15 protein-coding genes are annotated in these 21,877 nt (G+C 63.5%); 10 read left to right on the top strand and 5 right to left on the bottom strand.

Annotated elements, in window-relative coordinates; all coding sequences use genetic code 11:
- Nucleotides 1–36 precede the first annotated feature (36 nt).
- The 4 genes from CTATCC11996_RS03385 to CTATCC11996_RS03375 all read left to right on the top strand — a co-directional run bounded on the left by CTATCC11996_RS03385 (nucleotide 37) and on the right by CTATCC11996_RS03375 (nucleotide 8,249).
- Nucleotides 37–1,029, top strand: coding sequence for a porin (locus CTATCC11996_RS03385; protein WP_003073080.1), 993 nt, complete (start codon nucleotides 37–39; stop codon nucleotides 1,027–1,029).
- Between the two features lie 220 nt (nucleotides 1,030–1,249).
- Nucleotides 1,250–1,387: a hypothetical protein gene (locus CTATCC11996_RS25850; protein WP_003059044.1), complete on the top strand. Its 138-nt coding sequence runs from the start codon at nucleotides 1,250–1,252 to the stop codon at nucleotides 1,385–1,387.
- Nucleotides 1,388–1,535: 148 nt separating this feature from the next.
- Entirely contained in the window at nucleotides 1,536–7,472 is a 5,937-nt protein-coding gene (gene uvrA / locus CTATCC11996_RS03380) for an excinuclease ABC subunit UvrA (protein WP_003073078.1), read from the top strand.
- A gap of 15 nt (nucleotides 7,473–7,487) precedes the next feature.
- Nucleotides 7,488–8,249: a hypothetical protein gene (locus tag CTATCC11996_RS03375; RefSeq protein ID WP_003073076.1), complete on the top strand. Its 762-nt coding sequence runs from the start codon at nucleotides 7,488–7,490 to the stop codon at nucleotides 8,247–8,249.
- Between the two features lie 202 nt (nucleotides 8,250–8,451).
- Here the strand turns inward: CTATCC11996_RS03375 and CTATCC11996_RS03370 are convergent, their stop codons facing one another.
- The 5 genes from CTATCC11996_RS03370 to CTATCC11996_RS03350 form a co-directional block, all read right to left on the bottom strand.
- Nucleotides 8,452–9,738, bottom strand: a complete 1,287-nt coding sequence (locus CTATCC11996_RS03370) for a TRAP transporter large permease (protein WP_003073074.1) — start codon at nucleotides 9,736–9,738, stop codon at nucleotides 8,452–8,454.
- Between the two features lie 157 nt (nucleotides 9,739–9,895).
- Entirely contained in the window at nucleotides 9,896–10,411 is a 516-nt protein-coding gene (locus CTATCC11996_RS03365; RefSeq protein ID WP_034348152.1) for a TRAP transporter small permease, read from the bottom strand.
- A 200-nt stretch (nucleotides 10,412–10,611) separates the two neighbouring features.
- Nucleotides 10,612–11,598 carry a TRAP transporter substrate-binding protein gene (locus tag CTATCC11996_RS03360; RefSeq protein ID WP_003073071.1) on the bottom strand — a complete coding sequence of 329 codons (987 nt, stop codon included), beginning with the start codon at nucleotides 11,596–11,598 and terminating at the stop codon, nucleotides 10,612–10,614.
- 248 nt (nucleotides 11,599–11,846) lie between these two features.
- A complete protein-coding gene (locus tag CTATCC11996_RS03355) occupies nucleotides 11,847–12,650 on the bottom strand; it encodes an HAD-IIB family hydrolase (protein WP_003073069.1) in 804 nt (267 codons plus the stop codon).
- A 169-nt stretch (nucleotides 12,651–12,819) separates the two neighbouring features.
- Nucleotides 12,820–14,448: a peptide chain release factor 3 gene (locus CTATCC11996_RS03350; protein WP_003073068.1), complete on the bottom strand. Its 1,629-nt coding sequence runs from the start codon at nucleotides 14,446–14,448 to the stop codon at nucleotides 12,820–12,822.
- A 265-nt stretch (nucleotides 14,449–14,713) separates the two neighbouring features.
- Between CTATCC11996_RS03350 and CTATCC11996_RS03345 the strand changes: the two genes are divergently transcribed.
- From CTATCC11996_RS03345 to CTATCC11996_RS03320, 6 genes are all read left to right on the top strand, one after another.
- A complete protein-coding gene (locus CTATCC11996_RS03345) occupies nucleotides 14,714–15,988 on the top strand; it encodes an MFS transporter (RefSeq protein WP_003073066.1) in 1,275 nt (424 codons plus the stop codon).
- Between the two features lie 108 nt (nucleotides 15,989–16,096).
- Nucleotides 16,097–16,192, top strand: a complete 96-nt coding sequence (kdpF, locus tag CTATCC11996_RS03340; protein ID WP_003061706.1) for a K(+)-transporting ATPase subunit F — start codon at nucleotides 16,097–16,099, stop codon at nucleotides 16,190–16,192.
- A 115-nt stretch (nucleotides 16,193–16,307) separates the two neighbouring features.
- A complete protein-coding gene (kdpA, locus tag CTATCC11996_RS03335) occupies nucleotides 16,308–18,014 on the top strand; it encodes a potassium-transporting ATPase subunit KdpA (protein ID WP_034348150.1) in 1,707 nt (568 codons plus the stop codon).
- Nucleotides 18,015–18,078: 64 nt separating this feature from the next.
- Nucleotides 18,079–18,792, top strand: coding sequence for a K(+)-transporting ATPase subunit C (gene kdpC, locus CTATCC11996_RS03330; RefSeq protein ID WP_034348148.1), 714 nt, complete (start codon nucleotides 18,079–18,081; stop codon nucleotides 18,790–18,792).
- A gap of 3 nt (nucleotides 18,793–18,795) precedes the next feature.
- Nucleotides 18,796–20,886, top strand: coding sequence for a potassium-transporting ATPase subunit KdpB (kdpB, locus tag CTATCC11996_RS03325; RefSeq protein ID WP_003073059.1), 2,091 nt, complete (start codon nucleotides 18,796–18,798; stop codon nucleotides 20,884–20,886).
- Between the two features lie 87 nt (nucleotides 20,887–20,973).
- Complete coding sequence (locus tag CTATCC11996_RS03320; protein WP_034348146.1) at nucleotides 20,974–21,861, top strand: TorF family putative porin; 888 nt, start codon at nucleotides 20,974–20,976, stop codon at nucleotides 21,859–21,861.
- Nucleotides 21,862–21,877 lie beyond the last annotated feature (16 nt).

Raw genomic sequence — 21,877 nt, 5'->3', positions numbered from 1 at the left:
TGCAAAAAACACTATCCCAGGACATAGGAGCACTGAATGACCAAGATGACTCGCATCGCACTGGCCGCACTGGCTGTGATGGGCGCAACCACCGCAATGGCACAGAGCAGCGTGACGCTGTACGGCCGTATCAACACCACCGTCGAACGCCAGAAGGTGGGCGATGAGTCGGTGTCCGGCCTGTACAACAATGCTTCCCGCTGGGGCATTCGCGGTACTGAAGATCTGGGTGGCGGCCTGAAGGCAGGCTTCACCCTGGAGTCCGGCTTCAACTCCGACACCGGTACCGGTTCCGCTTGGACTCACCCCACCTCCGGCATGTCCTTTGCGCGTCAGAGCGAAGTGAACCTGTCCGGCGGCTTCGGCATGATCCGTCTGGGCAACTTCGTTCCCGAGTCCTACTACGCAACTGCTGACTACATCAGCATGCACAACCACGACACCGGTTCTTCTTCCGATGCGCTGTACTACGATCCCGTCTGGTTCGGCGGTCTGAGCACCAAGAACAAGGTCGGCTATCGCACCCCCAACATGGGCGGCCTGACGGTGGATGCCTCCGTGTCGATGCACGAGAAGGATCCCACGGTCGGTCCTCGCAAGAACGGCTACGACCTGGCCGCCAACTACGCCACCGGTCCTCTGCACCTGGGCGCCGGTTTCAGCAAGGTGGGCGACAACTGGCAAGCCGCACTGCGTGGTCTGTACACATTCGGTCAATTCACGGTTGGCGCCTACTACCAGCGCAACGACCAAGACCTGATCGGCACACGCAACAACTTCCGCCTGTCCGGTATGTACGCCATGGGTGCTTCCGAGTTCCACGTGAACGTTGGTCACGCCAGCAAGTGGAGCAAGGTTTCCGACTCCGCAGCTACCCAGTGGACTCTGGGCTACAACTACAACCTGAGCAAGCGCTCCAAGGTTTACGGTTACTACACCCGTGTGAACAACGACAGCGGTGCTGCATATAACGCACCAGCTGGCAAGGACTTCAGCTCCATCGCCGTGGGTATCCGTCACAACTTCTAATTTGTGCACCGCGCAAGCGGTGTCTCCAGCAGCTGCAGCTGATAATGCAGACCATTACTCCAAGTTCATACCCCATGCCGCAAGGCATGGGGTTTTTTCTTATGTGCAGCCTGTCTGGCAGTAAGCCACGCGCAAACTCGCTCAGGCTCAATGGTCGTGCTGACTGGCGTGGCACGAGCGGCTGCACCAGCTGCTTATTCATAACACTCTGGAGACTGATATGTGGAAGCTGGCGATTGGTTTTGTGGTGTTTGCTGCCGTGGCTCTGTTTGTCATCATGAAGGCGGGTGACAAGGTGGATATGAGTGGAGAAAAGCATGGTGCGGATGCGATTCATGCACCGGCAGAGTCCAAATGAAGGCAGCAGCACTCGATCAAAGCCCCGCCAGCCGGGGCTTTTTTGTGGTGGCCCTGGCTGCACGCTGAAACGGTAATGCACATGCGCACCCAAGGCTCATGCCAGGACTGCCTAGAATGTTTGGCCTCCATAGAAAAGACCGCAGAACATGACGCAGGGCCTGATCCGTATCCGTGGTGCTCGCCAGCACAATCTTCGCAATCTGGACATCGATATCCGTACCGGTGAGCTGACCGTAGTCACCGGCCCCAGCGGCTCGGGCAAGTCCAGTCTGGTGTTCGACACGCTGTACGCCGAAGGTCAGCGCCGCTATGTCGAGACCTTCTCCGCCTATGCGCGCCAGTTTCTCGATCGCATGGACAAGCCGGCCGTGGACAAGGTCGAGGGTGTGCCACCAGCGATTGCCATCGATCAGACCAACCCGGTGCGCAACTCGCGCTCCACCGTGGGCACGATGACGGAGATCAACGATCACCTCAAGCTGCTGTTTGCGCGCGCGGCCCAGTTGTTCGACAGCAGGACGGCCCTGCCGGTGCGCCACGACACGGCGGACAGCATCTATGCCGAACTGGCCCAGCGCTGCGAGGCTGCGGGGGACCCGCGCATTGCCATCACCTTCCCGGTGGAGCTGCCGGCCAATACCTCGGCCGAAGAGGTGGAGCAATGGCTGTCTGCCAGCGGTTTCACCAAGGTGCAGGCCGAGCGCGAAGTGGAGCGCGCTCACCCAGCAGCTGACGAGGCCGCCAAGGGCAAGAAAAAATCCAGGCCAGCACCCGAGAAGATCAAGGTGCTGGATGTGATTGCCGACCGCTTTCGCCTCGGCAAGGCCGAGCGCGCCCGCGCCATGGAGGCGATCGAGGTGGGCCTCAAGCGCGGTAGCGGCAGGCTCACGGTGTATGTGCTGCCCGAGAGCGCGGCCGAGGCGGCCGAGCCCGAGCTGTGGAAGTTCTCGCTGGGTCTGCATTGCCCCGAGAGCAATCTGACCTATCAGGAGCCGATTCCCTCGCTGTTCTCCTTCAACTCCGCGGTGGGCGCCTGCGATGCCTGCCGTGGTTTCGGCCGCGTCATCGGGGTCGACTGGGGTCTGGTGATTCCCAATGAAAAGCTCACCTTGCGCACCGGTGTCATCAAGCCGATTCAGACGCCGGCCTGGAAGGAGATTCAGGACGACCTGATGCGCCATTCCGAGGCCGAAGGCATTCCGCGCGATACGGCCTGGTCCAAGCTGACCCGGGAGCAGAAGGACTGGGTGATCGAAGGCTCGCCCAACTGGAACGGCAAGTGGAGCCAGACCTGGTATGGCATTCGCCGCTTTTTCGAGTACCTCGAAAGCAAGGCCTACAAGATGCATATCCGGGTGCTGTTGTCCAAGTACCGCAGCTACACCGAATGCCCGACATGCGGAGGCGCCCGCCTCAAGACGGAAAGCCTGCTCTGGCGTATTGGCGGCAAGCAGGCAGCGGATGCCGTGCTGCCGCCCGGCGATGAAGGCGGGCGATACCAGCGCTTCATGCCGCAGGCGGTGGGCTGGAGCCGTGAGCAGCTCGACAGCCTGCCGGGCCTGTGTCTGCATGATCTGATGCGTCTGCCGATCACGCGCCTGCGCGACTTCTTTGCGCAGCTGGCGCCAGACAACGATGCCGTCAAAAATGATGGCGAAGCCCAGGCATTGAAGATGCTGCATGCAGAAGTCATGACGCGGCTGCAGTATCTGTGCGATGTGGGCATAGGCTACCTCACGCTGGACCGCCAGAGCCGCACGCTGAGCGGCGGCGAGGTGCAGCGAATCAACCTGACCACCGCGTTGGGCACTTCGCTGGTTAACACCTTGTTTGTGCTTGACGAGCCTTCGATCGGCCTGCACCCGCGCGATATGGAGCGCATCACCGAAGCCATGCAGCGCCTGCGCGATGCGGGCAATACGCTGGTGGTGGTGGAGCATGACCCGGCCGTGATGTTTGCCGCCGACCGCATGATCGACATGGGCCCTGGCCCTGGTGCACGCGGCGGCCAGATCGTGTTCGACGGCACGCCCGAAGATCTGCGCCAGGCCGATACCCTGACCGGCGCCTATCTGGGCGGCCGCAAGCAGGTGGGCTTCGGTCTCAAGCGCATGGTGACCGAGAGCACGCCGCGCCTGATTCTAGAAGGCGCGCGCGAGCACAATCTGCAGGACATCAGCGTGGACTTTCCGCTGCAGCGCCTGGTCACCATCACCGGTGTTTCGGGCTCGGGAAAATCCACGCTGATTCAGGATGTGCTGGTGCCTGCGCTGATGCGTCACTTCGGCAAGCCCACCGATGCGGCGGGCGCGTTCGAGCGCCTGCTGGGCGCGGACCATCTGGCCGATGTGATGTTCGTGGACCAGTCGCCGATCGGCAAGACGGCGCGCTCCAACCCGGTCAGCTATGTGGGCGCCTGGGATGCGATCCGCGAGCTGTTCGCCGTGGCTCCACTGTCGCGCCAGCGCGGCTACACCGCTGCCAAGTTCAGCTTCAACAGCGGCGACGGCCGCTGCCCGACCTGCGGCGGCTCGGGCTTCGAGCATGTGGAGATGCAGTTCCTCTCGGACGTCTATCTGCGCTGCCCGGACTGCAACGGCACGCGTTATCGCCCCGAGATTCTGGAAGTGAAAATCGAGCGCAACGGCCAGCCGCTGAATGTGGCCGATGTGCTGGAGCTCACGGTGGCCGAGGCCGCGCTGCTGTTTGCGCAGGACCGCGACGTGATCCGCGCGCTGCAGCCCATCGTCGATGTGGGCCTGGAATATGTGAAGCTCGGCCAGCCGGTGCCCACGCTGTCGGGTGGCGAAGCGCAGCGCTTGAAACTGGCAGGCTTCCTGGCCGAGGCGGCCAAGGCGCAGTCCAAATCCAAGCAGTCGCTGGCCAGGAAAGGCACGCTGTTCCTGTTCGACGAGCCCACGACCGGCCTGCATTTCGAGGACATTGCCAAGCTCATGCGCGCATTGCGCAAGCTGCTGGAGGCTGGCCACTCGCTGATCGTCATCGAGCACAACCTGGACGTGATTCGCGCCAGCGACTGGCTGATCGATCTGGGCCCTGAAGGCGGTGATGGCGGCGGTCTGATCGTCGCGGAGGGCACGCCCGAGGAGGTGCGCCATGTGAAGGAATCGCACACGGCCCAGGCCCTGCGCGAATACGACCTGGCCATGGGTGTGGGCGGCGAGGCGGTGCGCGAAGTCGCTCCCATGCTCTACAAGCCCCAGCGCAAGGCACAGGCCGAAAAGGCGCCGCAGGCCAAGAACGCGATCGAGATCGTCAATGCCAAGGAACACAACCTCAAGTCCCTGAGCGTGGATGTGCCGCGCGGCAAGTTCAATGTGGTGACCGGGGTGTCGGGCTCGGGCAAGTCCACGCTGGCTTTCGACATCCTGTTCAACGAAGGCCAGCGCCGCTATCTCGAATCGCTCAATGCCTATGCGCGCTCCATCGTGCAGCCAGCGGGCCGTCCCGAGGTCGATGCGGTCTATGGCATACCGCCCACGGTGGCCATCGAGCAGCGCCTGTCACGTGGCGGTCGAAAGTCCACGGTGGGAACGACCACCGAGGTCTGGCACTTTCTGCGCCTGCTCTATGTGAAGCTGGGCGTGCAGCACTGCATCCATGACGATGCCATCGTGCAGCCGCAGACCGAGGAAAGCATTGCCGCGCAGCTGATGACGAATTTCCGTGGCCAGACCATAGGCCTCTTGAGTCCGCTGGTTGTCAACCGCAAGGGCGTCTATACCGAGCTGGCTGACTGGGCCAGACCCAAGGGCTACACGCATCTGCGCGTGGACGGCGAGTTTCTGCCGACCACGGGCTTTCCGCGTATTGACCGCTTCAAGGAACACACCATCGAGCTGCCCGTGGCCAGCGTGACGGTGACCGCGGCCAACGAGAAAGAGCTGCGCGGTCATCTGCGCCAGGCGCTGGAAATCGGCAAGGGCGTGCTGCATGTGCTGTCCGGCATCGAGAATCTGGCCGACGCCATGCAGGGCGGCCAGAGCACGGCAGGCATCGGCGCGCTGCAGGTCTTCTCCACCCAGCGTGCCTGCCCGGTCTGCGCCACCAGCTATGCCGAGCTGGACCCGCGTCTGTTCTCCTACAACAGCAAGCATGGCTGGTGCCCTGATTGCGTGGGCACGGGCGTGAAGCTGACCAAGGACCAGCGCAAGGTCTATGACGACACCTTGCTGGCCGACGACAACCGTGGCCGGGAGGTGAAGTTCGAGGGCCAGGAGGTGGAAGATCTGGCCGAGGTGGAATGCCCCAAGTGCCACGGCACACGTCTGAACCCTGTGGCGCGAGCCGTGAAGTTTCACGACGAGGCGATCACCGATATTGCCCAGCTGTCAGTCAGCGATGTGCGCCAATGGATACAGGGCCTGGAGCTTACGGGCCGCGAAGCCGATATTGCACGCGATCTGATTCCCGAGATCCAGAGCCGTCTCGAATTCCTGGAAGAAGTCGGTCTCAACTATCTGACGCTGGACCGCGGAGCACCCACGCTGAGCGGGGGTGAGGCCCAGCGCATCCGCCTGGCTGCGCAACTGGGCAGCAATCTGCAAGGCGTCTGCTATGTGCTGGACGAACCCACCATCGGCCTGCATGCGCGCGACAACCAGATCCTGCTCAATGCCTTGCACAAGCTAGGCGACAAGGGCAACACGCTGGTGGTGGTGGAGCACGACGAAGACACGATTCGCCGCGCCGACCACGTGATCGACATCGGCCCCAGCGCCGGCATTCGCGGCGGCCGTCTGGTGGCCGAGGGCACGGTGGATGACATCATGGCGGCCAAGGACTCGGTCACGGGGCGCTATCTGCTGCACGCCATGCGCCACCCTTTCAAGCCACGTCTGTGGGTGGGAGAGGGCGAGCCACCTGTGCAGCCAGATGCTATTAATACAGAAGCTGCTAGCGCCGGTGATAAGGAGGTTTCAGATACGAAACTATCCAAAGCCAAGAAGAAGAAAGCGGTAGCTGCTACTGAAAATGTGGTGCAGCAGGGCAGCGACGCACTGCACTGGCTCACGGTGCTGGGCGCGAATCTGCACAATCTGCAGAGCGTGGAGGCCCGGGTTCCGCTCAAGCGGCTGGTAGCCGTCACCGGAGTTTCCGGCTCGGGCAAGTCCACGCTGGCGCGCGATGTGCTGCTGAGCAATGTGGCGGCCTGGGTGCAGCAGCGCTCGACCAAGGCCGGCCGCGATGCCATGGATGACGGCAAGTCGCCGGCGCTCGTGGGCTGCAAGGGGCTCAAGGGCTTCGAGACCATCGATCGCGTGCTCGAGGTCGATCAGACACCGATCGGCAAGACGCCGCGCTCCTGCCCTGCGACCTATATCGGCTTCTGGGACACGATTCGCAAGCTGTTTGCCGAGACCCTGGAAGCCAAGGCCCGGGGTTATGCGGCCGGCCGCTTCTCGTTCAACACCGGCGAAGGCCGTTGCCCGGCCTGCGAAGGCCAGGGCGTGCGCACCATCGAGATGAGCTTTCTGCCCGATGTGAAAGTGCCTTGTGAGGTCTGCCACGGTGCGCGCTTCAACCCCGAAACCCTGGCCGTGAGCTGGCGGGGCAAGAGCATTGGCGATGTGCTGAAGATGGAGGTCGACGAGGCCGTGGAGTTCTTCGCCTCCATGCCCTCGATTGCCCATCCGCTGCAGTTGCTGAAAGACGTGGGCCTGGGCTATCTGACCCTGGGCCAGCCATCGCCCACGCTGTCGGGTGGCGAGGCCCAGCGCATCAAGCTGGTGACCGAGCTGACCAAGGTGCGCGATGATATCGGCCGCCGCGGGCAGAAGGCTCCGCACACGCTGTACGTGCTGGACGAGCCCACCGTGGGCCTGCACATGGCCGATGTGGACAAGCTCATCCATGTGCTGCACCGCCTTGTCGACGGCGGCCACAGCGTGGTGGTCATCGAGCATGACCTCGACGTGATTGCCGAGGCGGACTGGATCATCGATCTGGGCCCCGAAGGCGGCAAGGACGGCGGGCGCATCGTGGCCACGGGAACTCCCGAGGAGCTGGTGAAGATCGGCACCCATACCGGCAAGGCGCTGGCGCCGGTGCTGGCGCGGTAAGAGGCGGCGCGCACCATGTCCTTCTCGCGTAGCAACTTTCCTGCACCGGCTGAGCTGGCGGCCTCGCGTGTCGCGTGGATGGCGCAGATCGCGCGCCCACCGCTGCCGCCGGCGGTGCAGACCTGGATGACCTGGGCGCGTGGCTGCAGGGATGTGCTGCCGTGGTTGCAGCTTCCTGCATGGCGTGAAGGCGCAGGCAACTGGCTCGCTATGCAGCGTGCCACCGATACGGCCGGGCTGTGGTCTCAGACTGGTGAGTACCGCTTCGGCCTGGACCTCAAGGCCAGCACGCCCGGTGATCTGCGTTGGATCGACGGTGCGGTGGCGGATGGCTGGAGCCCGCACTGGCTGGTGCTGACCCATGGCCTGGATGGCGACCCGCTGATCGGTGACATGAGCCGGCCCGAAGTGCCTGTGCTGTGGAAGTGGCATGACGAGCCGCACCGCGCGGCCAGGCCATTGTTCGCCTCGCTCGAGGAGTTGATGGCGCATGTGCAGGCCAAGGCAGCCAAAGCGCCACTGGTGCCGCGTGAAACGCGCTCTTCCACCATCTTCTACACCGTGCGCCTGCTGGAGCTGGGACCCGATCCGGCCAGGGTCATGCTGGCGCTCAGGAAAATCTTCACGACGCTGTCTGCGCAGGAGCTGCTGAAACTCAAGACCCGGCTGCCGCTGACGCTGCTCGACGATAGCGTCAGCGCCTTGCAAAAGGACCGCCTGGTGCAGCATTTCGGGGGGCTGGGGGCGCGCGTGGAAGTGAGCGAGCGTCGCTTGTAGCGCGCACGCAAGGGCGGCCGATATGGCGCATGCAGCACATGCAGCGCGTCCTTCCAAAACAGCCCCCACCATCATCACGCATCACCCGCGCCATTTCAGCAAAGGCAGGTGCATGGTGTTCATGGAGCCGCAGCACCGATTATTTGATCGAAAAAAAGGCCCACGTGATGCACGCAGGCCTTGTGGTCCAGCACAGTCCGCTTTACTGAAAGCCCAGCGTATGCGGCAGCCAGGTCGACAGCTCGGGGATAAAGGTCAGCAGGCACAGCACGACGAAGTGGGCCAGCAGGAACAGCGGCATCTCGCGCGTCAGCTCGGTGATGGACACGCGCGTGGACACGGCGGTCACGAACAGCAGGCCGCCGACCGGCGGCGTGATCATGCCCAGCGTGAGGTTGACGATCACCACCATGGCGAAGTGCGTGGGATCGATGCCCAGGCTGAAGGCGATGGGCGCGAGAATGGGCACCAGAATCATCACGCCGGGCAGTGGCTCCATGAAGATGCCGAAGACCAGCAGCAGAATGTTCACGGCAATCAGGAACATGACGGGCGAGAGTTCCCAGCTCACGATCAGCTCGGACAGATACTGCGGAATGCCTTCCACCGTGAGCACCCAGGCAAATGCTGCCGAGGTCGCCATCACCAGCAGCACCGAGGCCGTGAGCATGGCCGAACGCGCCAGGATGCCGGGCAGGGCCGACCACTTGAGCGTGCGGTAGACCCATTTGCCGCAGACCAGCGCATAGAACACGGCCACGACGGAGGCTTCAGTGGGCGTGAAGATGCCGAAGCGGATACCGACCACGATGAGCACGATGAGCATCAGTGCGGGGATGGCCTTGAAGCTGGTGCTCCACATCTCGCGCGCCGAGGGGCGCGGCTCGGTGCTGCGGTAGTCGCGCTTCTTGCAGACCCACCAGTTGACGGCCGCCATGGCCAGCGCGATCAGAATGCCGGGAATGAAGCCAGCCATGAACAGGCCGCCCACGGACACGTTCTCATCCTGCAGCGCATAGATGATCATGCTCACCGATGGCGGAATGATGGGGCCGACGATGGCTGTGCTGGCCGTCAGCGCGGCCGCATAGGGGCGGCTGTAGCCGGCCTTGTCCATCATCTTGACCATCATGGAGCCGGGTCCGGCCGCATCGGCCAGGGCCGAGCCCGAGATGCCCGAGAACATGGTCAGCGACAGCACATTGGCATAGCCCAGGCCGCCGCGCAGATGGCCGACGAACTGGGCGGCAAAGCGCAGCAGCACGGCCGTGAGCGCACCGCCCGACATCAGCTCTGCGGCCAGGATGAAGAAGGGCACGGCCATCAGCGGAAAGCTGTCGATGCCCGTGAACATTTCCTTGAAGACGATCAGCTGTGGATAACGTCCGCCGACAAAGACCGCCAGGGCTGCCGAGATGGCCAGCGCAAACGCCACCGGAAAGCCCAGCGTGAGCAGGGCGATGATGGCAACAAATAAAGTGATACCCATGATGTTTCAATCGATCAGTGATTCGTGGCGCAACGCATAAAACTGGGCTGACCCAAGCCAGGGACAGCGAGCAAGGGCCTATGCCGGCCGCGCCGCCCCACAGCTAGGCTGTCGTCCCCCTTCCAGGGGGAAGGCGCGCAGCGACTCAGGGGGTGTTTCATATAGACGCTGCAGCATCCGCATCCATTTCATCGGACTCGGCGAAGTTGCCAGCGGTGATGTAGCCGCGTGCGATGAACAGCAGATGGATCAGCATCAGCACAAAGCCCACGGGCATGGCGCCGTAGATATAGGAGATCGGAATGTCCGTGGCCGCCGTGGTCTGAAAGCGCGTGGCGTACACATACTGCGACGAGGTCACGGTCATCACGGCAAAGAAGATCGCCAGAATGAGCACGACAAAGCCGCGCATGGCCTGTGCCTTGCGGGCGCTCACGCTGCGGTGCAGATTGTCGATGGCCACATGGCCGCCAAAGCGCAGCACCAGGCCTGCGCCCAGGAAAGTGACCCAGATCATCATGTGGCGGGCCACTTCTTCGGCCCAGACGATGGAGTCGCCCGTGGTGTAGCGCAGCACCACGTTGGCAAAGACGATGCAGGCCATGGCCAGCAGCAGCAAGATCAGCAGCCAGCGATTGCCGGCCACGAGAATGCGTTCGATACGATCAAGCATAGGAGTGGGGGTGAGCAGAGGCAGCGGCACGGAACGCCGCAGGAGCTGGCTGCATCACAAAGTTGAGAGCTGCATCATCATCGGCAGGAATTGGCGCAAGTCCATTCGTGCTGACCGCAGCCGGGCAAGGATCTGCCTTGCCCAGGAGGGAGAAAATGCACGGGCCGGCCTCCGCGGAGGCCGGCCCATGTTGGCAGTGCTTACTTGACGGCGGTGATGGAGTCCAGCGTCTTCTGGCCGAACTTCTTGGCGTATTCCTTGTACGCGGGCTCCAGCGCGGTGCGGAAGGCGGTCTGGTCGACCTTCTCCACGACCTTCATGCCGTTGGCCTTGGCTTCTTCAACGCCCTTTTTCTCCACGTTGTCCACAAAGGCGCGCGAGGCCAGCGCGCCCTTCTTGGCGGCTTCGGTGAAGGCGGTCTTCTGGGCGGCGTTCAGCGATCCCCAGAACGAGGGCGACACGATCAGGGCCATGGGGGCATAGACGTGGGAGGTCAGGGTCAGGTGCTTTTGCACTTGCCACAGCTTGGCGGACACCAGCACGGAGATGGGGTTCTCCTGGCCGTCGATCGTGCCTTGCTGCAGCGCACCGATGACTTCGGGCCAGGACATGGGGGTGGGCGAGGCACCCAGGGTACGGAAGGCCGTGATGTGCACGGGGTTCTCGGTCACGCGGATCTTCAGGCCCTTGAGGTCGGGCACGCCATTGACGGCATGCTTGTTGTTGCTCAGATGGCGAAAGCCCTGCTCGCCCCAGGCCAGCGCGATCAGGCCGCGCTTCTGGAACTTGGCCAGCAGGTCCTGACCGAAGGCGCCGTCCATCACGGCACGTGCGTGCTGGGTGTCGCGGAACAGGAAGGGGATGTCCACCACGCCCACATCGGGCACGAAGTTGCTCAGGGCGCCGGTGGAGACGATGGCAGCTTCCACGGTGCCCAGCTGCAGGCCTTCGATCAGCTCGCGCTCGCCACCCAGGGCGGAGGCGGGGAACTGCTTGAACTTGTAGGCACCGTTGGTGCCTTTTTCCACGCCTTCGGCCCAGGCGTTGGCGGCAGCGCCGTAGTGGGAGTTGACGGCCAGCGCATAGCCGATCTTGACTTCCTTGCCCTGGGCAAATGCAGTGCCTGCGGTCAGGGCGGCTGTTGCTGCCACGGCCGTGGCGACGAAGGTGCGGCGAATCATGCGCATGGTGTTGGTCTCTCAGAAATGTTTTGAAATGAATCAAAAATTGTAGTGAGTGCCAACCGTGGGTTTTTACGCATCCGGGGGTCGTCTTGTACGGGTGGGTGCATCGTGTTTGGCGATGGATGGGCGTCAAAAAAGGCCTCTGTGCCGGCAAGCACGGAGGCCTTTGAAAATGAGAGCTGCTTGCGCTTGTTCTCAAACGATTTCAGATTGTTTTGATATTGAAATCATTAAACAATAAGCGGCTACAGCTACTTTTTTTGCTGAGCCAGCAGTTGATCGGCAAGCTGCACAAAGCCGTCGCCGCGCTCGGCCGTGGTCACATGGCGCGGCAGATGCCTGAGCTGGGGCACGAAGCGCGCGATATTGGCCACGCCCACGCTGTGGGGCATGTGCTCGAACATCTGCTGGTCGTTGGTCGAGTCGCCGATATACACCCAGCGCGCCAGCGTGGCGTCCAGATCGATGTCGAACAGCTCGCGTGTGATCCAGCGCGCGCCTTCGAGCTTGTTGTGCTCGCCGAACCAGCCGTTGATGTGGATGGAGCTGACGGTGGCATTCATGCCGGCCGCCTTCATGATGGCCACGCATTCATCGATCTGTGCCTGGGGCATGTTCGTGAACTCGCTGTGATCCACGGCGATATCGCATTCGCGGCCGGCCGAATCAGTGGCGCGGCTGGCGCCGGGCACGGTGGCCTCGATCTGCTCGAGTACCTGCTGCATACGGGCAAAGTTGCGGGCGCGCTCATCGGCAGATTGCTGGTAGAGCTTGTCCAGGCCGCCCTGGGCGTTGCGGCGCAGGGCCACGGCACCGTTCTCGGCCACGATGGCGTCCACGGGCCAGGCCGATGCAAACGGCACGCTCCAGCCCACGGGACGGCCGGTGATGGGCACCACTTTCAGACCCGCATCTTTGAGGCGCGCAATGGCGGCCACCACATGCTCGGGCACCACGCCGTCGGTGGTCAGCGTGTCGTCGATATCGGTCAGCACGCCCAGCAGCTTGGCAGGTGTCTGCAGTTCAGACAAAGGACGCAGAAATTCTTGGCTCACAGAAAACTCTCTCGATGTTGATCCTCGCCTGAAGCTAGCGCGGTCCAACTCAGAGACATCGAGCAAGAGCCGCCTCGCAGCGAGGATGTCGTCCCCCTCCGGCGCGTAGCGCCAGAGAGGGGGAAGCGGCGGGGCCACCTAGGCAAAGCCGCTCAGGGGGTGATCACGCTCAGTTCGCTGAGCCCAGTGCCAATCCCGCATGCTCGCGCAGCGGGTGGAAATGGATCTTGGGGAAACGCTCCTGCGCCAGGCGCACGTCATAGGGGCTGGTGCACAGATAGGCCAGGGTGTCGGCCGCATCATGCGCCAGGCGCATGGGGTAGGCGTTCTCGAACTCGCGCAGCTCGGCGGGCGAGTCGGCCGTGATCCAGCGCGCGCCGGTGTACTGGCAGCCTTCCAGGCGGACGTCGCAGTCGTACTCGGTCTTGAGGCGGTGCTGCACCACTTCGAACTGCAGCTGACCCACAGCGCCCAGCAGCATATTGCCGCCGACATCGGGCTTGAAGACCTGGATCGCGCCTTCCTCGCCCAGCTGCATCAGGCCTTGCTGCAGCTGCTTGGTACGCAGCGGGTTCTTGAGCACCACGGTCATGAACATTTCGGGTGCGAAGAAGGGCAGGCCGGTGAACTGCAGATTGGGGCCGTCGGTGATGGAGTCGCCCAGCTGCACGCCGCCGTGAATCGTGAAGCCGATGATGTCGCCCGCATAGGCCTCGTCGACGGCCTCGCGGCGCTGGCTCATGAAGGTCACCACGGATGTGGGGCGCAGCTCCTTGCCGGTGCGCTGCACCTTCATCTTCATGCCGGGGGTGTACTTGCCGGACGCCACGCGCACGAACGCAATGCGGTCGCGGTGGTTGCTGTCCATATTGGCCTGCACCTTGAACACCACGCCTGCAAAGGTCTTGTCTTCGGGGTTGATGGTGACTTCTGCGCGCTGGCGGTTCACTTCGGTGAAGGCAACGCGCGGGCCGGGCGGGGGCGACATGTCGACCACGGCGTCCAGCACTTCCATCACACCGAAGTTGTTCACACCGGAGCCGAAGAACACGGGGGTCAGCTTGCCTGCCAGGAAGGCCTCGTGGTCCCATTCGGCCGAGGCGCCAACGGCCAGTTCCATGGATTCCAGGGCATCGTCGAAAGCCTTGCCAAAGCGCGCGCGCAGCTTGTCGCCTTCGCTCAGCGGAATGACTTCAAAGTCCTTGGGGCCGCGGTCGCTGCCGGGCGTGAACACCGTCATGCTCTGCGTGCGCAGATTGATGATGCCGCCGAAGCTCTTGCCCTGACCCACGGGCCAGGTGATGGGGCAGCAGGGCATGCCCAGTTCGCGCTCGACTTCGTCCATGATGTCCAGCGGGTCGCGCACTTCACGGTCGAACTTGTTGACGAAGGAGATGATGGGGGTGTTGCGCTGGCGGCAGACCTCGATCAGGCGGCGGGTCTGCGATTCCACGCCGTTGGCCGCATCGATCACCATCAGCGCCGAGTCCACGGCCGTCAGCACGCGGTAGGTATCTTCCGAGAAGTCCTTGTGGCCGGGAGTGTCGAGCAGGTTGATCACATGGTCGCGGTAGCTCATCTGCATCACCGACGAGGCCACCGAGATGCCGCGCTGCTTCTCGATTTCCATCCAGTCGGAGGTGGCGTGGCGCGAAGCCTTGCGGCCCTTGACGGCGCCGGCAATCTGGATCGCGCCCGAGAACAGCAGCAGCTTTTCGGTCAGCGTGGTCTTACCCGCGTCCGGGTGGGAGATGATGGCGAACGTACGACGGCGCCGGGTTTCTGGGGCGTATGACACAGTATTGAGAGCTGTAAATACAGCCGGAGAACGCCGGCTGTGACAACAAAAGGTGCGGCGGTTCGTTTGCCGCACCAGGCCCGCACCCATGCAGGGCAGACCTGTGAATAAGTCTTGAGGGCGCTTATTTTAACGGCAGGGCCAATTCTTGGAGATGCTGCGGAAATGCGGGCCGGGCGACGTCATTGCCCAAGGCCGCTGGCTCCGGAAACTGGCAGATGCGCAGCACAATAGGGGCCTAGTCTTCGGCCCTCATCTTTCCCTCATGAACAGCGCCCCGCAGGATGTGAACACATCCTTACCCGCCCAGCCTCCAGCTTCTGCCGCCCCGGTATGGATCAAGCGCGGCACGCCCGAGTACTGGCGGGTCAGCGTGGCGCTGTTCCTGGCGGGGTTTGCCACCTTCTCCCTGCTGTACTGCGTGCAGCCGCTGCTGCCCGAGCTGGCCCACAGCTTTGCCGTCAGTCCGGCCCAGAGCGCGCTGGCGCTGTCGGTATCCACGGCCTGCCTGGCCGGCTCCATCGTGCTGGCAGGGGCCTTGTCCGAGGGGCTGGGGCGGCGCAAGCTGATGTTCATCTCCATGGCCCTGGCGGCGCTGTGCAATCTGCTGGCTTCGTTTATGCCGCAGTGGCATGCGCTGCTGGCCGCACGCGCGCTGGAGGGCTTGCTGCTGGGCGGCGTGCCCGCCGTGGCCATGGCCTATCTGTCCGAAGAGATCGATCCGCCCGGCCTGGGCTTTGCCATGGGCCTGTATGTGGGCGGCACGGCGCTGGGCGGAATGCTGGGCCGGGTCGGCATGAGCGCCATGACCGAGTTCTGGGGCTGGCGCCACGCCATGGCTGCGCTTTCGGTGCTTGACCTGTTGGCGGCCCTGGGCTTTGTCTGGCTGCTGCCCAACTCGCGCAACTTCATCAAGAAGACCGGGCTGGGTGCCCGTTACCACCTGCAGGCCTGGGGCCGGCATCTGCGCCACCCGGGCCTGCCGCTGCTGTTCCTGATCGCCTTCGGCCTGATGGGCGTGTTTGTCAGCATCTACAACTATGCCGGCTTTCTGCTCAGCGCATCGCCCTATGGTCTGAGCCAGCTGCAGATCAGCCATATCTTCTATGCCTATCTGCTGGGCACGGCGGCGTCGCCGATTGCCGGGGGGCTGGCCGACAGGCTGGGTCGCGGCCCGGTGCTGATTGCAGGCACTTTGCTGATGGCCGCCGGCGTGGTTCTGACCCTGTTGCAGCCCCTGGCTGCCATCGTGGCCGGCATGGTCCTGCTGACGGCCGGCTTCTTTGTCGCGCATTCGGTGGCCAGCGGCTGGGTGGGACGGCTGGCCACGCAATCCAAGGGGCACGCATCGTCGCTATACCTCTGGGGCTACTACATGGGCTCCAGCGTACTGGGGGCCGGGGCGGGCTGGTTCTGGTCGCGCTGGGGCTGGACGGGCGTGGGCTCCGTGGCCCTGGCTGTGCTGGCGCTGGTCAGCATGCTGGCCTGGCGCGTTCAGTGGCTGGCCAAGGCTGCGGCCGCGAATCGGGCCGCTTCTTGATGCCGTCTTGATACCGACACGTCCAATCTCTACCCGTTCTTGACGGGCGAATTTCTACAGTTCCTCCATCGCAATCAAGCCGCGTGAACGGCTTGCGGGAGGAATGAAATGACCATCACCTGGATTGAAGCCCTGGCCGCCCTGACGGCGCTGGGGCTGTTTGCCTATTTGGGCTATGCGCTGCTGCGCCCCGAGAAATTCTGAAGGGGGCGCCATGCAAGTGCTGCAAGACCTGATTTTTGTGAGCCTGACGGTGGTCTGCTTTGTCGGACTGCTGGGCTTTGTGCGCGCCCTGGCGCGTCTGTGAAAGGGGTACATCATGTGGTTACCCTGGATGGAATTTGCCGCCGTACTGACTGCGGCAACCTTGCTGACGATTCCCATGGGCCAATGGCTGGCGCGCTGCTTTACCAGCGAGCGCCATGGCTGGCTGGAGCGCCTGAGCTACCGGGTCATGGGCGTGAATCCGCAGGAGCGCATGGGCTGGAGGCGCTATGGCGCCGCTCTGGTGCTGAGCAATGCGCTGATGATGCTGCTGGGTTATCTGCTGCTGCGCCTGCAGGGCGCCCTGCCGCTGAACCCGCTGGAGATTGCGGCGCAGGCGCCCGACCTGGCCTTCAATACCGCAGCCTCCTTCATCACCAATACCAACTGGCAGGCCTACGCGGGTGAGAACAGCCTGAGCAATGCGACGCAGATGGTGGTCATCACCTTCCTGATGTTTGCCGGTGCCACCACCGGTGTCGCCGCAGGCGCCGGTTTTGTGCGCGGTCTGGCGCGGTCTAGCGCCCAGGATATCGGCAACTTCTGGGTCGACTTCGTGCGCGTTTTCTGGCGCGTGCTGCTGCCGCTTTCCTTCATCATGGCCCTGGTCTATGTCTGGCAGGGCATCCCGCAGACCCTGCACGCCGAAGCCGTGGCGACGACGCTCGAAGGAGGCCGGCAGCAACTGCTGATGGGGCCCGTGGCCAGCCTGGAGAGCATCAAGCATCTGGGCACGAATGGCGGCGGCTTCTTCGGCATGAATGCAGCCCATCCGTTCGAGAATCCGACGCCGCTGACCAACCTGCTGCACATCCTCTCGATGCTGCTGATCCCGGCCGGCATGACCTATGCCTTTGGCTCCATGCTGCTGCGCCGCAAGCAGGGCTGGGTGATGTTCGCTGCCTGCATGGTGATGTTCGTCGGCTTTCTGAGCCTGGTTTTCGTGGCCGAGCAAAACGGCAGCCAGTTGCTGGCGCGCGCCGGAGCCGATCAGCAATACAGCCTGACCCAGAGCGGCGGCAATATGGAGGGCAAGGAGCTGCGCTTCGGCATTGCCGATACGGCCTTGTTCGTGGCCACCACCACGGCTGCCACCACGGGCTCGGTCAATGCCATGCATGATTCGTTGACCCCGCTGGGCTCCATCACGCCGCTGGCGCAGATGATGCTCAACTGCGTCTTCGGCGGCGACGGCGTGGGACTGATCAACCTGATTCAGTACGCCATCCTCACGGTGTTTCTGGCCGGCATGATGATTGGTCGTACCCCTGAATTCCTGGGCAAGAAGATCGAGGTGCGCGAGATCAAGCTGGTCATGCTTGCGGTGCTGGTGCCGCCGGCCTGCATTCTGGGCTTCACGGCGCTGGCCGCGCTCTGGCCGGATGCCGCAGCCAGTCTCAACAACCGCGGCCCGCATGGCTTCTCGGAGATTCTCTACGCCTATGCCTCGGCCACGGCCAACAACGGCTCCGCCTTTGCAGGGCTGAATGCCAACACGCCCTTCTTCAACACCACCACGGGCCTGGCCATGCTGGCGGGACGCTTTCTGACGCTTGTGCCCATGCTGGCCGTGGCCGGCAGCCTGGCTGCCAAGGCCACCGTGCCCGCAGGCCCGGGAACCTTCCCCACGGCCACACCGCTGTTCATGGGGCTGCTGGTGTTTGTCGTGCTGGTGGTGGGCGGTCTGACCTTTTTGCCGGCGCTGGCCCTGGGGCCCGTGATCGAACACCTGCAAATGCTCGCGGCTCAGCTGTACGCCTAACGTTCTATCCAATTGATGCCAATGCTCTGCAGCCCATGCACGGCTGCAGACCAGGGAGCAAATCATGAAAACATCGACTCAAACTCTTTGCGCTTCAGTGCTGCCAAGCCATGCACAAGCGCAGCCCGAGGCGCAATCCGCCTCCTGGTCACGTCTGCTGGGCTCCAGCGTGCGCGCCGCCCTGCTGGTGATGGCGGTCTCGGGCATTGCCTATCCCTTGCTGACCACGGGCGTGGCGCAGGCACTGTTTGCCCATGCTGCCAATGGCAGCCTGATCGAACGCCAGGGCCGGATCGTGGGCTCTGCACTGATCGGCCAGCAATTCACCGGGCCGCAGTACTTCCATGGCCGTCCCAGCGCCACAGTCGCTCCCGACCCGAGCCAGGAAGGGGCAAACATTGCTGCGCCCTACAACGCCGGCCTGTCTGGTGCCAGCAACCAGGGGGCAACGCACAAGGACTTGTCCGAAGCCGTGGCGCAGCGTGTCACGCAGTACCGCGCCGATAACGCTCTGGCCGCAGACCAGGCGGTGCCGGTGGATGCGGTCACTGCGTCGGCATCTGGCCTGGATCCGCATATCTCGATGGCCAATGCGCTGCTGCAACTGCCGCGTGTGGCGAAGGCGCGAGGGCTCTCGCCAGACCAGGTGCAGCCATTGCTGGCGCAGGAAACAGAGCAGCGCACGCTGGGCTTGCTGGGCGAGCCGCGTGTGAATGTGCTGCAGCTCAATCTGGCGCTGGACGCCTTGCAGCCCGCCACCAGCGCAGTGAAGGAGTAAGCCATGAGCACGAAGAAAATGACGGCGGGCCGCAGCCTGCTCGATGCCAGGCTGGTGAAGTCGGCGCTGTGGGATGCGGTGCGCAAACTCTCGCCGCGTACGCAGTGGGCCAACCCAGTGATGTTTGTGGTGTATCTGGGTGCGATCCTGAGCAGTCTGTTGTGGTGGCAGAGCCTGATGGAGCCGGGCAGCGAGAACAGCGGCTTTGTTCTGGCGATTGCGCTGTGGCTGTGGTTCACCGTGCTGTTTGCCAACTTTGCCGAAGCATTGGCCGAGGGCCGCAGCCGCGCCCGGGCCGCCAGCCTGCGCGGCATGAAGCGCGATACCGTGGCCAAGCTGCTGCAGCAACCGCATTTCGGCAGTTCATGGATTCCCATGCGCGCCAGCGAACTGCGCAAGGGCGTGGTCATCTTTGTGGAAGCCGGCGACACGATTGCGCTTGACGGCACGGTGATCGAGGGCGTTGCTTCGGTGGACGAAAGCGCGATCACCGGCGAATCCGCGCCCGTGATCCGCGAGGCCGGAGGCGACTTCTCGTCGGTGACCGGCGGCACGCGCGTGCTGTCGGACTGGCTGGTGGTGGAAGTCACGGTCAACCCCGGCGAGTCGTTCCTGGATCGCATGATCTCCATGGTCGAGTCGGCCAAGCGCCAGAAGACTCCGAACGAGATGGCGCTGACGATTTTGCTCGTGGGGCTGACGCTGGTCTTCCTGCTGGTCATTGTCACGCTGTGGCCCTTCTCGGCCTTTGCGGTGTCACAGGCTGGAACGGGCTCGGTGGTCGGTATTGCCGTGCTGATTGCGCTGCTGGTCTGCCTGATTCCGACCACGATTGGCGGCCTGTTGTCGGCCATCGGTGTGGCCGGCATGAGCCGCATGATGCAGGCCAATGTCATCGCCACTTCGGGCCGGGCCGTGGAGGCTGCCGGTGATGTGGACGTGCTGCTGCTGGACAAGACCGGCACCATCACCCTGGGCAACCGCCAGGCCAGCGAGTTTCTGCCGGCCCCCGGAGTGAACGCCGCGCAACTGGCCGAAGCCGCACAGCTGTCGTCTCTGGCAGATGAGACACCTGAAGGCCGCAGCGTGGTGGCTCTGGCCAGGGAGCGCCATGGCCTGCCCGATCGCAGCAGTGCGGATTTCCCGGGCGAGTTCGTGCCCTTTACCGCACAGACGCGTATGAGTGGGGTGGACCTGCAGAGCCCGCAAGGCTTGCGCAGCTTGCGCAAGGGCGCCGCCGATGCCGTGCGCCGGCATGTCGAGGCGCTGGGAGGCAGCTTCCCGGCTCAGGTACAACTGTCCGTGGACAACGTCTCGCGCAAGGGCAGCACGCCTTTGGTGGTGGCCGATGGCGCCAAGGTGCTGGGCGTGATCGAGCTCAAGGACATCGTCAAGCCAGGCATGCGCGAGCGCTTTGCCGAACTGCGCCGCATGGGCATAAAGACAGTGATGGTGACGGGCGACAACCCGCTGACGGCAGCCGCCATTGCCGCCGAGGCAGGGGTGGATGATTACCTGGCCGAGGCCCGGCCCGAAGACAAGTTGCAGCTGATCCGCTCGCACCAGGCGGCGGGCCGCCTGGTAGCCATGACGGGGGACGGCACCAACGATGCTCCGGCCCTGGCCCAGGCCGATGTGGCCGTGGCCATGAACAGCGGAACCCAGGCTGCCAAAGAGGCCGGCAACATGGTGGATCTGGACTCCAACCCCACCAAGCTGATTGAGGTGGTGGAAACCGGCAAGCAGATGCTGATGACGCGCGGCGCGTTGACTACCTTCAGCATTGCCAATGATGTGGCCAAGTACTTCGCCATCATTCCTGCCGCCTTTGTGGGCACTTATCCGCAACTGGCTGCGCTCAACGTGATGCAGCTGCACAGCGCAGATTCCGCCATCCTGAGCGCCGTGATCTTCAATGCACTGATCATCATCGCCCTGGTGCCGCTGGCCTTGCGTGGTGTGCAGTATCGCGCCGTGGGTGCGGCCCTGCTGCTGCGCCGAAACCTGCTGATCTATGGCCTGGGCGGGCTGATCGTGCCGTTTGTGGGCATCAAGCTCATCGACATGCTGCTGACCGTGCTGGGCCTCGTCTAGGTCCTATTCAGGCCTTGCTTTCTCGTCTTTGTGGCTTGTCCGCGTTCCCTGCGGGCGCGGCAAGTCTGATCTGTTTGCTTCATCATCATGCGTTTCTCCCATCCCCAAAAAACATTTCACGCATCGCGTTCCTGGGTCGTCAGCTCCGCGTTGCTGATGATTGCCTTGAGCTGTGTAAAACCCTCTGCTGCCGAGGAAACAAAAGCGCCATCTGCTGCTGAAGTCACAGCTGCTGTGCAGGCCGACAGCAAGTCTTCCTTGACCGGCTCGCTGAGCCTGATCAGTGACTACCGCTTTCGCGGCATCTCGCAGACCTGGCAAGGTGCGGCAGTTCAGGGCGCAGTGGAGCTGGCCTTGCCCAAGGGCTTTTATGTGGGCACGTCGCTGTCCAATGTCTCTACCAACAGCTACGGCCGGGGCCAGGGACTGGAGCACGATATCTATGGTGGCTGGCGCGGCGAGCTTGTGCCTGACTGGCTGCTGGATGCCGGGCTCTTGCAGTACCGCTATCCCGGCGCCCGCCTGGGCGCAAGCGATGGCAGCAGCAAACGCTTTGACACCACCGAGCTCTATCTGGGGGCGACTCATGGTGGCCTGAGCCTCAAATGGTCTGTGGCACTGACGCCTTATTTCGGACTGGGCGAGAGTACCGCCGACTCGGCGTTCGCCACTGCGCTGCGACCAGCAGGCAGCAGCCGCGGCAGCCAGTATCTGGATCTGAACTATCAGCATCCGCTGGGCGATCTCGCCACCTTGGGCCTGCATGGCGGCTATACCTGGGTGCGCAACTACAGCGATGTTTCCTATGCCGACTGGCGCATCTCGCTATCCAGGGCCTGGGGTCCATGGACAGCATCGCTTGCCTACGCGGGTACCTCGGCCGATGCCAGGTACTACAGCGCCGTCAACAGTCGCGGCCAATGGCGTGATCTGGCGCGCAGCGGCTGGCTGCTGGGCCTGAGTGCCGGGTTCTGACCGCACTTGAGTGATA

The organism is Comamonas testosteroni ATCC 11996 (assembly GCF_000241525.1).
Lineage (GTDB): Bacteria > Pseudomonadota > Gammaproteobacteria > Burkholderiales > Burkholderiaceae_C > Comamonas > Comamonas testosteroni.
The sequence above is the reverse complement of the archived record's forward strand: the minus strand, read 5'-3'. Positions and strand labels throughout refer to the sequence as shown.

What these genes read in the sequence shown, in the direction of transcription:
- CTATCC11996_RS03385 (WP_003073080.1), top strand. Translation starts at nt 37, where the DNA reads ATGACCAAGATGACTCGCATCGCACTGGCCGCACTGGCTGTGATGGGC.
- CTATCC11996_RS25850 (WP_003059044.1), top strand. Translation starts at nt 1,250, where the DNA reads ATGTGGAAGCTGGCGATTGGTTTTGTGGTGTTTGCTGCCGTGGCTCTG.
- uvrA (WP_003073078.1), top strand. Translation starts at nt 1,536, where the DNA reads ATGACGCAGGGCCTGATCCGTATCCGTGGTGCTCGCCAGCACAATCTT.
- CTATCC11996_RS03375 (WP_003073076.1), top strand. Translation starts at nt 7,488, where the DNA reads ATGTCCTTCTCGCGTAGCAACTTTCCTGCACCGGCTGAGCTGGCGGCC.
- CTATCC11996_RS03370 (WP_003073074.1), bottom strand. Translation starts at nt 9,738, where the DNA reads ATGGGTATCACTTTATTTGTTGCCATCATCGCCCTGCTCACGCTGGGC.
- CTATCC11996_RS03365 (WP_034348152.1), bottom strand. Translation starts at nt 10,411, where the DNA reads ATGCTTGATCGTATCGAACGCATTCTCGTGGCCGGCAATCGCTGGCTG.
- CTATCC11996_RS03360 (WP_003073071.1), bottom strand. Translation starts at nt 11,598, where the DNA reads ATGCGCATGATTCGCCGCACCTTCGTCGCCACGGCCGTGGCAGCAACA.
- CTATCC11996_RS03345 (WP_003073066.1), top strand. Translation starts at nt 14,714, where the DNA reads ATGAACAGCGCCCCGCAGGATGTGAACACATCCTTACCCGCCCAGCCT.
- kdpF (WP_003061706.1), top strand. Translation starts at nt 16,097, where the DNA reads ATGACCATCACCTGGATTGAAGCCCTGGCCGCCCTGACGGCGCTGGGG.
- kdpA (WP_034348150.1), top strand. Translation starts at nt 16,308, where the DNA reads ATGTGGTTACCCTGGATGGAATTTGCCGCCGTACTGACTGCGGCAACC.
- kdpC (WP_034348148.1), top strand. Translation starts at nt 18,079, where the DNA reads ATGAAAACATCGACTCAAACTCTTTGCGCTTCAGTGCTGCCAAGCCAT.
- kdpB (WP_003073059.1), top strand. Translation starts at nt 18,796, where the DNA reads ATGAGCACGAAGAAAATGACGGCGGGCCGCAGCCTGCTCGATGCCAGG.
- CTATCC11996_RS03320 (WP_034348146.1), top strand. Translation starts at nt 20,974, where the DNA reads ATGCGTTTCTCCCATCCCCAAAAAACATTTCACGCATCGCGTTCCTGG.